General features: G+C 36.5%; 12 protein-coding genes. 5 read left to right on the forward strand and 7 right to left on the reverse strand.

The window, feature by feature from the left end; all coding sequences use genetic code 11:
- Positions 1–110: 110 nt before the first annotated feature.
- From leuB to AsAng_RS19315, 4 genes are all read right to left on the reverse strand, one after another.
- Positions 111–1,217 (reverse strand): 3-isopropylmalate dehydrogenase, encoded by a 1,107-nt coding sequence (gene leuB, locus AsAng_RS19300; protein WP_264788732.1) that lies wholly within the window; start codon positions 1,215–1,217, stop codon positions 111–113.
- A gap of 89 nt (positions 1,218–1,306) precedes the next feature.
- The gene (gene leuD, locus AsAng_RS19305; protein ID WP_264788733.1) at positions 1,307–1,894 is read right to left on the reverse strand and encodes a 3-isopropylmalate dehydratase small subunit; all 588 of its coding nucleotides are present in this window, start codon (positions 1,892–1,894) and stop codon (positions 1,307–1,309) included.
- A gap of 23 nt (positions 1,895–1,917) precedes the next feature.
- The gene (gene leuC, locus AsAng_RS19310; RefSeq protein ID WP_407655342.1) at positions 1,918–3,303 is read right to left on the reverse strand and encodes a 3-isopropylmalate dehydratase large subunit; all 1,386 of its coding nucleotides are present in this window, start codon (positions 3,301–3,303) and stop codon (positions 1,918–1,920) included.
- Positions 3,304–3,306: 3 nt separating this feature from the next.
- Positions 3,307–4,455, reverse strand: coding sequence for a 2-isopropylmalate synthase (locus AsAng_RS19315; RefSeq protein ID WP_264788735.1), 1,149 nt, complete (start codon positions 4,453–4,455; stop codon positions 3,307–3,309).
- Between the two features lie 245 nt (positions 4,456–4,700).
- On the opposite strand from AsAng_RS19315, the gene AsAng_RS19320 reads away from it, so the two are divergent.
- The 3 genes from AsAng_RS19320 (at position 4,701) to AsAng_RS19330 (ending at position 8,367) form a co-directional block, all read left to right on the forward strand.
- Positions 4,701–6,251 (forward strand): Rho GTPase-activating protein, encoded by a 1,551-nt coding sequence (locus AsAng_RS19320; protein WP_264788736.1) that lies wholly within the window; start codon positions 4,701–4,703, stop codon positions 6,249–6,251.
- Between the two features lie 7 nt (positions 6,252–6,258).
- Positions 6,259–7,275: an acyltransferase family protein gene (locus tag AsAng_RS19325; RefSeq protein ID WP_264788737.1), complete on the forward strand. Its 1,017-nt coding sequence runs from the start codon at positions 6,259–6,261 to the stop codon at positions 7,273–7,275.
- Between the two features lie 672 nt (positions 7,276–7,947).
- Entirely contained in the window at positions 7,948–8,367 is a 420-nt protein-coding gene (locus tag AsAng_RS19330) for a hypothetical protein (RefSeq protein WP_264788738.1), read from the forward strand.
- Positions 8,368–8,373: 6 nt separating this feature from the next.
- Here AsAng_RS19330 and AsAng_RS19335 read toward each other — a convergent pair whose 3' ends face one another.
- The 3 genes from AsAng_RS19335 to AsAng_RS19345 all read right to left on the reverse strand — a co-directional run bounded on the left by AsAng_RS19335 (position 8,374) and on the right by AsAng_RS19345 (position 10,541).
- Positions 8,374–8,952, reverse strand: a complete 579-nt coding sequence (locus AsAng_RS19335) for a hypothetical protein (RefSeq protein WP_264788739.1) — start codon at positions 8,950–8,952, stop codon at positions 8,374–8,376.
- 9 nt (positions 8,953–8,961) lie between these two features.
- On the reverse strand, positions 8,962–9,624 hold the full coding sequence (gene pdxH, locus AsAng_RS19340; protein WP_264788740.1) for a pyridoxamine 5'-phosphate oxidase: 663 nt from the start codon (positions 9,622–9,624) through the stop codon (positions 8,962–8,964).
- Positions 9,625–9,821: 197 nt separating this feature from the next.
- Positions 9,822–10,541, reverse strand: a complete 720-nt coding sequence (locus AsAng_RS19345) for a hypothetical protein (protein WP_264788741.1) — start codon at positions 10,539–10,541, stop codon at positions 9,822–9,824.
- Between the two features lie 232 nt (positions 10,542–10,773).
- On the opposite strand from AsAng_RS19345, the gene AsAng_RS19350 reads away from it, so the two are divergent.
- Together AsAng_RS19350 and AsAng_RS19355 are read left to right on the forward strand one after the other, a co-directional pair.
- Positions 10,774–11,901: a glycosyltransferase gene (locus tag AsAng_RS19350; RefSeq protein WP_264788742.1), complete on the forward strand. Its 1,128-nt coding sequence runs from the start codon at positions 10,774–10,776 to the stop codon at positions 11,899–11,901.
- Positions 11,902–12,318: 417 nt separating this feature from the next.
- A complete protein-coding gene (locus AsAng_RS19355; RefSeq protein WP_264788743.1) occupies positions 12,319–14,184 on the forward strand; it encodes a tail fiber domain-containing protein in 1,866 nt (621 codons plus the stop codon).
- Positions 14,185–14,259 lie beyond the last annotated feature (75 nt).

Here is a 14,259-nt window from a genome sequence, read left to right on the forward strand (position 1 = left end):
TCAGAATGAACACACTGTGTAAAAAGTAATCTTGTCTTTTCACACAGTGTATTTAGCAGTTAGTTAATTGGGGCGTAAATCTAAAATTTGTCCTTGTTTTGTTGCAATAATTATATAATTGTCCCCAATGATTGCGCTATATTCTCTTTATTAAAAGGATTAATTTCTGTTTTATGATCTAGAATCAATGCTGCTATTAAATTCCCCAACTCTGAACAACTCAACAACACCTGTGGAGACATATCTTCTGTTCCCAACTGCTGCCCAATTACTTGGTTTACCGCCTCATAAATGGTTTTAGATTCTGCAATCAGCCCAAAATGTTCCAATAGCATGGCAGCAGAAAGAATCATTGCAATGGGATTGGCTATGTCTTTTTTGGCTGCTGTAGGATAAGATCCGTGCACAGGCTCATACAAGGGGCATGTTTCTCCTATAGAAGCCGAAGGCAACATGCCTAATGTCCCAGTAAGTACAGAAGCAGCATCCGAAATAATATCTCCAAACATATTGGAGGTTAATAGCACATCAAATTGGCTAGGTGCCTGAATCACTTGCATAGCGGCATTGTCAACATACATAAAATTTAACTCCACATCCAAATACTCGTTATGAATATCCTTAACCACTTCTCGCCACAACCTAGAGGTCTCCAATACATTTGCTTTATCCACTAATGTTAATCGCTTATTCCTTAGACGAGCTGCCTGAAATGCTAGATGACTAATGCGCTCAATTTCTGCTTTATTATAATAACAGACATCTGCTGCACTATGCTCATCACGAGTTTGTTGCCCAAAATAAATTCCACTGGACAGTTCTCGGTAAATTAAAACATCCACATTTTTAATTCGATCTACTTTTAATGCAGACAAGTGCTGTAATTCATCATAAGCCTTTACAGGTCGAATATTAGCAAATAGCTTTAATTTTTTGCGCAAAGACAATAAGCCCTGTTCAGGTCTAACCGTAGCATGATCATGGGCTGGATCTCCTACTGCTCCTAACAAAACAGCATCTGCTTTCAAACAAGTATCCACTGTCATTCTGGGCAAAGGACTCCCCGTTTGAACAATAGCATCCGCCCCTATTGCAGCATATTTATAGGTGATTTCGTGCAGAAATACCGTTTGAATAGCATCTAAAACCTTAATGGCTTGGTTCATCACTTCTGGTCCAATTCCATCTCCTGGTAATACAGCAATTGTTAATTTCATAATCTATATTTTTTCATTCTTTGATGCTATTCTGTATAGAACGCCTGTAGTTTTAGCATTTTGAAGGCTTAGTCAAAGAATTTTTTATTTTAATAAATAATAGTGGTTTCAAATTCTGCAATTTTGTCTTCTAGACTAAGCAGATAATCCAAATCTGATTGCCCTTTTAACAAACACATTTTTTTGTATTGGTCGATCTCAAAAAAAATAGACCGATTGGGATTAAACAACAGTTTTTGTTCTTCTAAATCTATGGTAAATGTAGTATTAGGGCGATCATAAACCAGTTGTATAATTTCTTCTAGGACTGCTTCAGAAACCTGTATGGGAAGCAGCCCATTGTTTAGGGCATTTCCCTTAAAAATATCTGCAAAATAACTGGATACCACTGCCTGAATGCCATAGTCTGCCAAGGCCCATGCAGCATGTTCTCTGCTAGACCCACAGCCAAAATTTCGTCCTGCAACTAAAACACCTCCTGAAAAACGCTTATCATTCAATACAAAATCAGGATTGAGCGCCCCATTTTCAAAATACCTCCAATCGTTAAACAATTTTGCACCAAAACCTTTTTGGTCAATTGCTTTTAAAAAACGAGCAGGAATAATCTGGTCGGTATCAATATTCTCTATAGGCAATGGAATTGCTGTAGATTTTATGGTTTTAATTATTTTCATGATACAAGTACTAATTTTTAGGATTATAAATGTAACTGCTCTTGGTATTTAAAAGCAAGCCTTGGATCGGACACATGCCCTACCAATGCAGATTGAACAGCAGTTAAGGGACTCGCTAACAAAGTTCTAGCTCCTACGCCCTGTCGCCCTTCAAAATTTCGATTGGACGTAGCTACACAATAAGCACCTACTGGAATTTTATCTTCATTCATCGCCAAACAAGCCGAGCAGCCAGGCTGCCTAAATTCAAAACCTGCCGCTTCAAAGATTTGGTCCAAGCCTTCTTCTTTTGCTTGTGCCGCTACTTTTTGCGATCCAGGAACAACCCAAGCCGTTACATGTGCCGCTTTTTTTCGTCTACCAATAAGCTTCGCAGCAGCACGCAAATCTTCAATTCTAGCATTGGTACAACTGCCAATAAAAACATAGTCAATTTTAACACCTTGGACTAATTGCCCAACTTGAAACCCCATATAACCCAATGATTTAGCATTGCTTTTTTCAGGAATTCGAGCATCAATAGAAACGCCCATCCCTGGATTGGTGCCATAAGTGATCATAGGAGCAATTGAACCTCCATCAAAGTAAAGTTCTTGGTCAAATACCGCCGATTTATCCGAATAGAGGTTTTGCCAATGTTTTTGTTCTTCTTGAGTCAGATAGGTAGCACTGTGTTCTTCCACATAGTTTAGGGTAGTTTGATCCACTGCAACCAAACCTCCCCTTGCCCCCAACTCAATGCTCATATTGCAAATGGTCATGCGCTCTTCCATCGATAAAGCCTGAATTACTTCCCCTGCATATTCTACAAAATAGCCTGTTCCTCCACCTACTCCCAATTGAGCAACAAGAAAAAGGATTACATCCTTTGCCGTTACGCCTGCGTTCAAAACCCCATCAATTATAATCCGCATTGTTTTGGGGCGTTCCACCACCAGACTTTGGGTTGCTAATACCTGCGCTACCTGACTTGTCCCTATTCCAAAAGCAATGCAAGCAAATGCACCATGCGTAGAAGTATGGCTATCTCCACAAACGATTGTCATTCCTGGGCGGGTTAAGCCCTGCTCTGGTCCAATAACATGTACAATGCCCTGCTTGGGACTTCCCAAGCCAAATAATTCAATTCCAAAATCTTGACAATTCTGAATGAGTTGTTCTACTTGTATCCTAGAGGATTCATTTTGAATTGGTAATTCTTGATTTTGAGTAGGTACATTATGATCCATGGTTGCTGTGGTCCGTTTTGGGCAACGCACCCTCAACTTTCTTTTTCGCAAGACATCAAACGCCTGTGGGCTAGTTACCTCATGGATATAATGCCGATCAATATATAGCACATCCATGGTAGGAGTTGCCGCTGTTACCACATGAGCATCCCAAAGTTTATCAAAAAGTGTTTTAGCCATCATTTAAATTGTTTTTAAGAGTTGGTATAAATCATCTTGTTGTATCACCTTTTGCTGATCGGCAGCAATTAGAAATTTTTGATAGGCTAAATCTAGTTCTTTGCCTTCTATTGTCATCCCAATTTCTTTGGCTCTAAAGGCCAACGCTGCCCGACCACTTCTAGCAGTAAGCACAATAGATGATGTTTCAACTCCTACGCTACTAGGGTTGATAATTTCGTATGTTTCTCGATGTTTAATGATTCCATCTTGATGAATTCCCGAAGAATGTGCAAAAGCATTACTACCAATAATTGCTTTGTTTGCTTGCACAGGCATATTCATCTGATTAGCAACTAAACGGCTAATTGCTGCAAATTTTGTCGTATCTATATTGGTATAAAAAGGCAACGATTCGTGTTGGTTAATAATCATTACGACCTCTTCCATTGCCGTGTTCCCTGCTCGTTCGCCAATTCCATTGATGGTACACTCTATTTGCTCTGCCCCATTTTTGATGGCTTCGATGGCATTTGCTGTCGCCAAACCTAAATCATTGTGACAGTGTGCTGAAATAATCACCTGATCAATTCCTTTTACATTTTGCTTAAGGTAGGCAATCTTATGCCCATATTCATTGGGCAAACAATAGCCTGTTGTATCTGGAATATTAACGGTTGTTGCTCCAGCTTTGATAACAGCCTCTATTACTTTAGCCAGAAACACCGTATCACTGCGCCCAGCATCTTCCGCATAAAATTCAACATCTTCTACCTGCTTTTTGGCAAATGAAACCGCAGCTACAGCCCGTTCAATAATTTGTTCAGGGCTTGCTTTTAGTTTGTATTTCATATGCGTAGGAGAAGTTCCTATTCCAGTATGAATTCTAGGAAATTTGGCAAATTTCAGTGCCTCGGCAGCAACTTTTATATCTTCTTCAATGGCACGAGACAATGCACAAACGGTAGTAGATTGGATTTGTTGAGCAATGGCTTGTACTGCTTCAAAGTCGCCAGCACTAGAAATCGGGAAGCCTGCTTCGATAACATCAACACCTAGGGCTTCTAATTTTTGAGCAATTTTTATTTTTTGCTCAGGCATCAATTGACAACCTGGCGTTTGCTCACCATCCCGAAGTGTGGTATCAAAAATTGTTATTTTTTTTTGTTGCATGATTGGTTATTTAGAAATAAGGCATACATTTATGCATGAAAGATGAATGTCTTGATGTTTTTAGTTTGTTTAACACAACTTTGATTTGAAAAATTGACGCTTCCAGATCAAAAATATTCTTTGCCAAATATAGAATAGCTCTTTTCACTAAACAAGTTCAATAAATTGAGTTTTTCCAGTGCACAACTGGCTACCGCCAACCACAAACAACTACTAACCAATTGGTTCCACAAACTAATACTACAATGCATAAACCACCAACCAATCATCTTTTGCAACTAATTTTGTCCTTAACAAAAGGAGAAAAAAAACATTTCCGTCTTTTGGTTACCCGCCATCAAACAGGAGAAGCCCCCCTATTCTTAAAGCTTTTTGATCATTTAGACAAGTACAAGATTTATGATGAAAAACTACTCTTAAAGAGGATTCCTAAGATTAAGAAGCAGCAATTATCCAATCTAAAAAATCATTTACACAAACAATTATTGGCTAGTGTTCGTATCCTCAATCGAACTCATAATCTAGATATTACAATCCGAGAACAATTGGATTATGCCCGTTTATTGTATAACAAAGGGCTGTATCATCAAAGTCTTGACATTTTAGCCAAAACAAAAACCAAGGCCTATTATGCTCGCCAGCTTGTTCTTATTTTAGAAATCATAGAATTTGAAAAGCGAATAGAGTCTCAATACATCACCCGAAGTATAGATACTAGAGCCGAGGAATTAGCCGCAGAATCCAAACAGATAACTTCTAAACTTTGCCAAGAGCATGAACTGTCTGATTTATCACTTTTGCTATATGGTCAATACCTAAAAACAGGTTTTAGTCGCAACGAAGAAGAAAGCCTTTATTTAAAAAAGACGTTTGAACAACGGCTGTCATCTTATTTACCTCAAAAATTAAGCTTTTATGGTCAATTGTATCTTTTCCAGTCGCACATTTGGTACTACCATATCCAGCAAAACTTTAAAGGTTGTTATCGTTATGCTCGTAAATGGGTTGATTTATTTGAGGAGGCACCAGAAATGCAAACAAACGATTGCCCCCTATATCTAAAGGGCTTACACAACCTACTCTCTTCTCTTTTTAATCTAAGAGCTTACCAACGGTTCATTGCAGCCTTAGAATTACTAGAACGTTTTAAAAGTATACCCAATACCCCCCATTCTACACATGTAACAGGTAGTATCTGTCTATTTCGTTATATCCATCGTATTGGAAAGCATTTTATGGAAGGAAGTTTTTCGGAAGGAGTCCTATGGCTACAAGACGTTATTACGGTCATTGAAAATAATCCTTACAATTGGGACCCACACCGAATCATGGTATTTTATTATAAAATTGCCTCCCTCTATTTTGGCAGTGGGGATCCAGCACAAGCCACTGTTTATTTGAATCGTATTATCAATCACAAAAAGCAAAGTATTCGAGAGGATATTCAATGCTTTACTCGTATTTTAAATTTAATTGCGCACTATGAGTTAGGAAACACCCAATTAATTGAATATCAAATAAAATCTGTTTATCGTTTTTTACGTAAAATGAAAGACCTAAACCAAGTTCAGAAACGAATTTTACTGTTCTTACAAAAAACACCCTATTTAGTCCCTAGTGAATTAAGACCTGCCTTCATTAAGCTTTATCAGGAATTAAAGGTATTAGAAGAAAATTCTAGTGAGCAACGTTCTTTTTTATATCTTGATCTTCTTTCTTGGTTAGAGAGCAAAATTAATAACGTTCCTGTGGAGCAAGTTATTCAAGAAAAATTTAGAAAACGTTTAGAAGCCTAACTCCACAATGATTCCTAAAAAGACCTACTTACCAGTTATTAGCAGCCTGCGTGGATGGGCGGCAACTGCCATTTGTTTTTATCATTTTGTATGGAGTACAGCCAATTATATTGAAAATGAGTTTATTCGAACCATTTTTTATTATGCCCAATATGGTGTTCCGATGTTTTTTGTAATTTCTGGAGTTGTTTTGCCCTTGAGTATGTTGAACAATAATTATCAATTCAAACATTTATCCACATTTATTAGTAAGCGGTTAATACGGCTTGAACCACCGTACCTCGTTTCCCTTATACTTGGTGCACTCTATCTTATTTTTCAAAGCTACCGACATACTGATGTTATGGCTTTCTCTTGGACTAATTTTTTGTTGCACTTGGGTTATTTAATCCCCTTCGTTGAAGGGCAACAATGGATCAATCCCATTTACTGGTCTTTAGCGGTAGAATTTCAATACTATCTATTTTTAAGCATAGGCTGGCTGGCATTAAGCCACTCTAAATCATATTGGCGATACAGTATCTATATTATAATGTTAACAGCTTGTTTTATCAGTCAAGATAAAGCGTTAGTTTTTAGATGGCTTCCTTTATTTTTAATAGGAATTGTTTATGTACTGCATCAATCTAAAAAGATTGATTTCAAAGAGTATTTAGTGATTTCTTTACTGAGCTTGTTTAGTATTTTATACTGGTTGGGGCTCTGCAATATGTTGGTCACCCTTTTCACCTTATCAATTATCCATTATTACCCTAACCATAACCCTTTTTATAGCAATTGGATTGGTCAACGATCCTATTCCCTTTATTTATTGCATTTAATAATAGGTCAAGCCCTTGTTAATTTTTTATCGCACAGTTATAGACTTCCCTATCAAAAAGTTTTGGTGATTTTATTAGGCTATGGCATTAGTCTTTTTGCTGCATGGCTATTGCACAAGTATATAGAAAAGCCCAGTCAAATAGCAGCTCAACAATTGATCTACCCTAATTCATCAACTAAGCACAAGATAAACATAGAATAAACGATTTAGGAAAATGATTGATGTGTATTTTTAGGAGTACCTAAAAGTTCGTCTTAATTCACAGCTTAACATTTTTGGCATGCTATATTAGATAGTGTATATTCCAAATTTGAAAAAATAAGTTTTAAAATGGGGATTTTTTTAAATTTGGGGGATTCGTTCTTTTTTTTTACAAAAAAAATATTAAAGATGGGATAATAACAATCCAAACGCCTTAAAGCTTCCTTTATATCTACCTGACATACAACCAAAAGCCGATCAAAACTATCATTTCTATTGAGTTGAGCATTCTATTAAGAGTGCACCCCTACTTACCTTTTTGGAGAGATTCTTGTACAAATAATAAGCATTCAGATTAAATTTGAGTATCTAATTATTTTTTTTTATTTTATTTAAAAAACTGATAAAACTATTCCAAAACCAAGATTCCAGCATTGTTACCCCTCAATTATCCACTCTAAATACCAATAAATAATTCTAATTTTAGAATCATTCCCTTTTTAATCTAGCAACAATAAAAACTATTGTCTTTGCAGGTAATATTGTATTGCCTTAGAGATAAAACTCCCCGTATTTCATCACATTAAAGAACAATAAACCTTTATCAACACTACCCCCTTATCCTAAGCATCTTTATATTTTTCAAACAACCAAAATGAGACCTATAAATACATGGATCAACCTTCAACCTTTAACACCAAACTATTCTTTACCAGCCTCTTCTGCCTTTTTATAACTTGCTTTTGTTTTGGGCAAATAAAAAAAAAGGCATACGAAACGATTGTTACTGACAATGTGGAAGTAGTCAGAGTAAATATTCAAGGAGCCTCTGTCGTATTTAAAGAAACCAAAGGAACAAGAATTTTAGTCGAAACCTCCATAAAGCTTTCCGTTCCTAATCCAGCCCTTCTTAGTTTTGTCATTGAAAGAGGGCGTTATAAACTCATGCAAACAAGAGAGAGTTCGACACGAGAATTAATTCTAGAATCTAAAAAAAATAAAAACGCCATTCTAGTAAAAGGCGAACTTTGTGCCGAAGAGGTTGCTTATACGATCTATATTCCAACTCATATACGTTCTTTTAAGCACTAGCTTTCTTTAATCCTCTTGATTGATCTCTAAGATGAAATTTTTTCGATTTCTTAAGAAAAATCCAAAACTGATCGAGAACAACACCAAAGCAATTAATATCCATTTGGTCATGGTAAAAAGACTCCCCCAATAAACAACAAGAGGACAGACCTCTGGAAAATTAATCAGTAAGATTGCCGTATGTGTATTCTCTAAATAGTCTACTATTATTACCAACAAAGGCAATAATACAAGCCACCTATAAGCTGTTTTGCCAAGTAGTTTCCCTAGTAAAATGGCCCAAAAAGCACCATATACTAAAGGAAAGAAACTATCTAAAACCAAAGTACTAAACAAACAAACTTCTCGTCCATACTCACCGTAAGCTTTTAGTTGCTGATAGGCTGTTTCTTGAGAATAATAAAATAGCGTATCCAATAATTGAATAGGTTGGTTCGTATTTTCAATTAGATTTCCTACTCCAATAAGAATACTCGCCACCCCAAAGCCAACTAAACAGAGGCAAATACCTCCAAACAAAACCCAAAAATTTCGCTTGCTATAACTCTTGATAATAAAATCAATCAGCGTTTCTATTGTTGTCATTCAATCTAATTATGGTGCAAGGCGTTCAATCTTCCATTTTTTAGGCGTTAACTCTGTCAAGGTATACCGCAAACGATCATGCAAACGGCTACTTCTGCCCTGCCAAAACTCTATTTGATAAGGTTTTACAATATAACCTCCCCAATGTGGAGGTTTAGGCAATTTATCTTGATTTTGATACGCTTCGGATACCTTTTTGACCTCATTCTCCAACAAAGTTCGGTCAGTTAGTATTTGGCTCTGAGGGGAAGCCCAAGCACCGATCTGGCTACCTTTAGGGCGACTCTGGAAATATGCTGTAGAATCTGCCTCTGACAATAGAGAAACTTGCCCTTGTATCCTAACTTGACGTTGTAGCGCTTCCCAAAAGAAGACCAATGCCACATTAGGATTTTCTTCTAATTGCTGTCCTTTTTTACTTTCGTGATTGGTGTAAAAACGAAAGCCTTCTTCATCCGCTCCTTTTAACAACATAATACGGGCAGATGGGATTCCATCAGCCGTTGCTGTCGCCAGCGTCATTATATTAGGCTCCGCAATATTGGCTTCTTGCGCTTCCTTAAACCATTTTTGGAATTGCTTAATGGGTGACTCAAAGACATCTGTTCTATCTAAAGAATACAAGTTATAGTCCTTTCGTAAATCTTCTATATTCAACGATTTTTCGTCCATTTTATTCTATTTTAATGCTAATATTTTGCCTCATAGCTTATAAGATTCATTAGAAACTTTTCATCTCTATATGAGGTCTACAATATTACAAAAAAAGCATCAAAAGTATAAATTATACTGCTTGATCATTGAACGATTCTAAAACTTTTAGAAGGTAAAACTTACGGTATTAAAAAATAGAAGGTAAGAATGGAAACTTAAGGTCTCAATGCATCTAGTTGAGTAAAAAAATCTTCTTCCGTACGATTTGAATTAGCAGCCAAATCAGCACCATGTTCTCCCAAAAAGGTAACATTCCCGTTATGCTCTACACCAAATTCCCAATAATGTACCTCATCACAACTCCCTAAGCAATCCCCTGTTTGATAACTATAGGTAATAATGTAGCCTTCTTCGACCACTCTCAATTTGATGTCACTATCCGTTGAGCTACCACCTGGCAATTCGACCATCCAAACTCCATCTAAAATAGAAATTTCATTAGCGACAAATCTCATATTAAGAGGCTTAGTACTAGACGCATCTAATACAATATAAGCATCTGTGGTTTCTACGACCTCCAGTTTTAAATCATAAGCAGGAAAAGTGCGTTGGATGGGATTTTGGCTTAGGTCTTTTCCCCAATCAGATTCTTTGCCAATAATTATACGTATATTGCTCACATTAGCTATTTCTGAAGCATGAATATCATAACGATAAGTTACAGCATTTGCCGCAATGGAAGGATCCTCTGACACAGCAACCAAAGCATCTTCAATCGAGTAGATCAGATGTTCTGAGATAGAGCTAGTTGCTTTATCCGTTGTTAATCTTGCTGCTAATTGTATCGCATCTTTATGATAAGTAGAATTTTGAGCTATACTGGTAGAATTTATTAAAATAACAAGTAGTATTACAATAGAGAATAATTGATGCATACCTGACTAATTTTGAGTTCTTATTGCTTAGTAATTCATCGTTGGGGATTGAGTAAGTGACAATTACTAAAATTTACCATTGGGGGTATTTTATGGCAATTTTTATTTGAAATAAATAATTATTCCAATACACCTCTTTTGCTAAGTTGTTTTGCCTCCCTTTTTGCCAAAGTACTACTTTTGTAAATTTCTACCTAATTTTTAATCTAAAAAAAATTAACTTTTTAATTTTATGCTATTAGCTTATTCTACCCTATCTATCCTACTCATTATAGGCTACTTAGTCATCATTTCCTCTTATATTTATTATTGGAATAAACTAGAAGTATGGAATATTCCGCCTCATTATACTCCCAAAACTACTGTAACTGTAATTGTTGCTGCACGAAATGAAGCACTGCATATCGTTGATTGTTTGGAGGCTCTGCTAGCACAGGATTATCCAACGCATTTGCTCCAAATCTGGGTCGTTAATGACCATTCAGAAGACAATACTGCCGATTTGGTAAAAGCTTACTCCCAAAATAACCTTTATCTGCTCAATCTCCCTTCTGGTAAAATGGGAAAAAAACAAGCCATTCAAGCTGCTATTGAGCAATCAAAAGGTCAATTAATTGTTACAACAGATGCAGATTGTATCATGGACAAAGAATGGTTAACGTATTTAGTGAGTTATTACGAAAGGCATCAAACTAAGTTTATAGCAGCTCCTGTGTCTTTTTATAAGGAAAAGTCTTTATTTGAACGCTTCCAAAGTTTAGATTTTATGGGAATGATGGCAGTGGCAGGTGCTGGTGTAAAAGGGCAATTTATGAACATGTGTAATGGGGCAAATCTAGCTTATGAGCGCAGAGCATTTGAAGCCGTTAATGGCTTTGATGGCATCAATCACATTGCCTCAGGTGATGATATGTTATTAATGCAAAAAATAGCCACAGACTACCCCAATCAAATTGGTTATCTCAAAAACCCCAACTGCCAAACGCTAACGTATGCCAAACCAAGCCTAAAATCGTTTATGCAACAAAGAATTCGTTGGGCTTCTAAATCTGATGCTTATACAGGCTGGCAAGTGCTTGCTATGTTAGCTACAGTTTGGATATTGTGCATTAGTATGTTTTTAGATCTTTTATTAATGCCCTTTCATCCTGTGTTTTTGCTCCTGTTTGTCTTAAAATTTGGATTTAAAGGGATTGCTGATTTTTTCTTTTTAAGAATGATGACAATCTTTTTTAACCGCCCTCAATTGATGCGTGTCTTTATCCCTTCCTTGTTTTTACACTGGTGGTATATCGCCATCATTGGTAGCCTTGGCAATTTTGTTAAACGTTATGAATGGAAAAATCGGCGAGTAAGCTAAATTTTATCGTTTAACAATCTTTTTTTTATCTATTGAACAGGTCTATGTTTTGCCAATAGATTAGCTACAAAATTATTCTGCACCAATTTTTTTTACGGTTCTAAATAACCGCTCAAAAACTATTTTCACGAAGAGGTCGTAAAAGGTCATATACCCCTTGATTATTTATTTACAGCCTTTTTTTTCCTGTCTTTTTTTTCTAAAAATCATTGCTGCACAAAAGCAATTGAAACACAATAAACACAAATATAAAAAAGTAGCAACGCTATCTTTTAGCCCCACAAACAACTATTAACCAACCAATTAGTTTAAAAAATAAAACGCAAAAAAGTATCATTTCTGCAAAAAAAAGAATATTTTTGTATTTGACCTCAGAAGGTCCCCCAAATATTTTATTCCACAAAACCAAATTTATAAATGAACAACTTCCACAAAATGTTGGGCACTCTGCTATTTTTGGCAGGTACCCATTATTCCCTATTTGCACAAAATGTTGGTATCGGTACCAATACTCCCCATAATAGTGCAAAACTACACATTTCAGACACCAATCGAGGTATTTTAATTCCCCAAATATCCATTGGTAACACTTCATCTGCTGCCCCCGTTACTAGCCCAGCAGTAGGTTTATTGGTCTTCAATACGAACACGACTACAACAGGTGGTGGTGGGCAAGGATTTTATTTCTGGAATGGCAGCCAATGGGCTATGTTATCTACAAGTTCAGGAACCGATGATCAAAACCTTACAGGTGCTACCTTAACAGGAAATAACTTAACGATTGACATTGAAGATGGTGCGTCTACTGTTGTTGACCTATCTGCTTTAGTGAATGATGCTGATTTTGTTATTGGTAACGAATACAATACAGGTGCTTCACTTACAGGAACAACCTTGAATGTAACAGATGGCGGTGGTACTCAGAGCGTCAACCTTGCTGCATTAAGAAGAAATGCAGAAAATGGCCTTTATGTAAATGCAGGAACCAATGCCATTCGTTTAGGTGGTTCTTTGTTAGAGAATACCACGATTACGCAAAACACTAATAATATGACATTTAACCTAAATAGTAGTGGTGACTTTCATATTCAGGATGGAGGGATTAACCATTTTTCTGTTATAGACAACGGAAATACTTACTTTGGTGGTGATGTCTATTGGAGAGATGAAAATACAGCAGGCACTATCCTTGCTCAACTATTTGATGATGGCAATGATGGCCGATTTAGAATTATGGAAAACGGTATTACTTCGGTTGATTTAGATGCTAATACTCAATTTATTTTTAATGAACAAGGTTTGGATCGCAACTTTAGAATCGAATCCAATACGAATAACGATATGTTTTTTATGGATGCTGGTCTAAATCGAGTATCTATTGGTACCGATCTCTCAGCAGGTACCTTTAATGTACTGGGAAATTCTTATCATTCTGATGATATTTACCTACGAGATGGTGCCGTTAATACGGGGGATATTTTGGTTCGAATTTTCGATTCTGCTGACGACGGTATTATTGATGTTTACGAAGACAACCTAATGAACCATCGCATTCATGGCAATGGGACTACCGTATTCAATGAGCAAGGCAATAATAACGCTGATGTTCGGATGGAATCAGACACTAGAGCCAATGCTTTTTGGTTAGATGCCAGTGAAAATTTAATTCGTTTTGGTTCTGGCTCTACTGCTTCTGATTATCAAAATGGCGCAACGATTGGTACTACTGTTGTAGACTATGTAGCGGATTTTGACAGAGGTATTGGTGCCGTTGGTACTGCTATTGGGATCGGTTCTGTAGAATATTTGTTGGACAACTCCTCTGAAACAAGTATCAACAATGCCTTTTCTCCAACTACACACATTAATAGAGATTTAGGTTTTTCTACGACTACTCGTGGTTGGGATGATGTTTATGCTGATAATTTTGTCAACATATCTGACTTGAGAGAGAAAAAAGACATTCAAGAACTTCAATATGGTTTGAATGAAGTATTAAAAATGCGCCCTGTTTCTTATATTCTAAAGCAAGATCCTTTTGGAGATAGAAAATTAGGCTTAATTGCTCAAGAGGCCTTAGCCTTGGTTCCTGAAGCTGTAAAGACACACGACAATAAAATTCTTGATGAGAAAAAACCTGAAGAATACACTCGAATAGAACTAGAGCGTATGGGGATGACTTATCTGCAACTCATTCCTGTCTTAATTAAGGCGACACAAGAACAACAAACTTTAATTGAACGTCTAAAATCTGAAATCGAAACATTAAAGACTCATAAATAACAGCAATACCCATTATTGCTCTTACTCACTCCAATCCCAATTGGGCTTGCTATACGTTTTTAGCAAGCCCTCTTT

Origin of the sequence: Aureispira anguillae (genome assembly GCF_026000115.1) — a bacterium.
Classification (GTDB): Bacteria; Bacteroidota; Bacteroidia; order Chitinophagales; family Saprospiraceae; genus Aureispira; species Aureispira anguillae.

What these genes read in the sequence shown, in the direction of transcription:
- leuC (WP_407655342.1), bottom strand. Translation starts at nt 3,303, where the DNA reads ATGGCTAAAACACTTTTTGATAAACTTTGGGATGCTCATGTGGTAACA.
- AsAng_RS19350 (WP_264788742.1), top strand. Translation starts at nt 10,774, where the DNA reads ATGCTATTAGCTTATTCTACCCTATCTATCCTACTCATTATAGGCTAC.
- AsAng_RS19355 (WP_264788743.1), top strand. Translation starts at nt 12,319, where the DNA reads ATGAACAACTTCCACAAAATGTTGGGCACTCTGCTATTTTTGGCAGGT.
- leuD (WP_264788733.1), bottom strand. Translation starts at nt 1,894, where the DNA reads ATGAAAATAATTAAAACCATAAAATCTACAGCAATTCCATTGCCTATA.
- pdxH (WP_264788740.1), bottom strand. Translation starts at nt 9,624, where the DNA reads ATGGACGAAAAATCGTTGAATATAGAAGATTTACGAAAGGACTATAAC.
- AsAng_RS19320 (WP_264788736.1), top strand. Translation starts at nt 4,701, where the DNA reads ATGCATAAACCACCAACCAATCATCTTTTGCAACTAATTTTGTCCTTA.
- AsAng_RS19325 (WP_264788737.1), top strand. Translation starts at nt 6,259, where the DNA reads ATGATTCCTAAAAAGACCTACTTACCAGTTATTAGCAGCCTGCGTGGA.
- AsAng_RS19345 (WP_264788741.1), bottom strand. Translation starts at nt 10,541, where the DNA reads ATGCATCAATTATTCTCTATTGTAATACTACTTGTTATTTTAATAAAT.
- leuB (WP_264788732.1), bottom strand. Translation starts at nt 1,217, where the DNA reads ATGAAATTAACAATTGCTGTATTACCAGGAGATGGAATTGGACCAGAA.
- AsAng_RS19330 (WP_264788738.1), top strand. Translation starts at nt 7,948, where the DNA reads ATGGATCAACCTTCAACCTTTAACACCAAACTATTCTTTACCAGCCTC.
- AsAng_RS19335 (WP_264788739.1), bottom strand. Translation starts at nt 8,952, where the DNA reads ATGACAACAATAGAAACGCTGATTGATTTTATTATCAAGAGTTATAGC.
- AsAng_RS19315 (WP_264788735.1), bottom strand. Translation starts at nt 4,455, where the DNA reads ATGCAACAAAAAAAAATAACAATTTTTGATACCACACTTCGGGATGGT.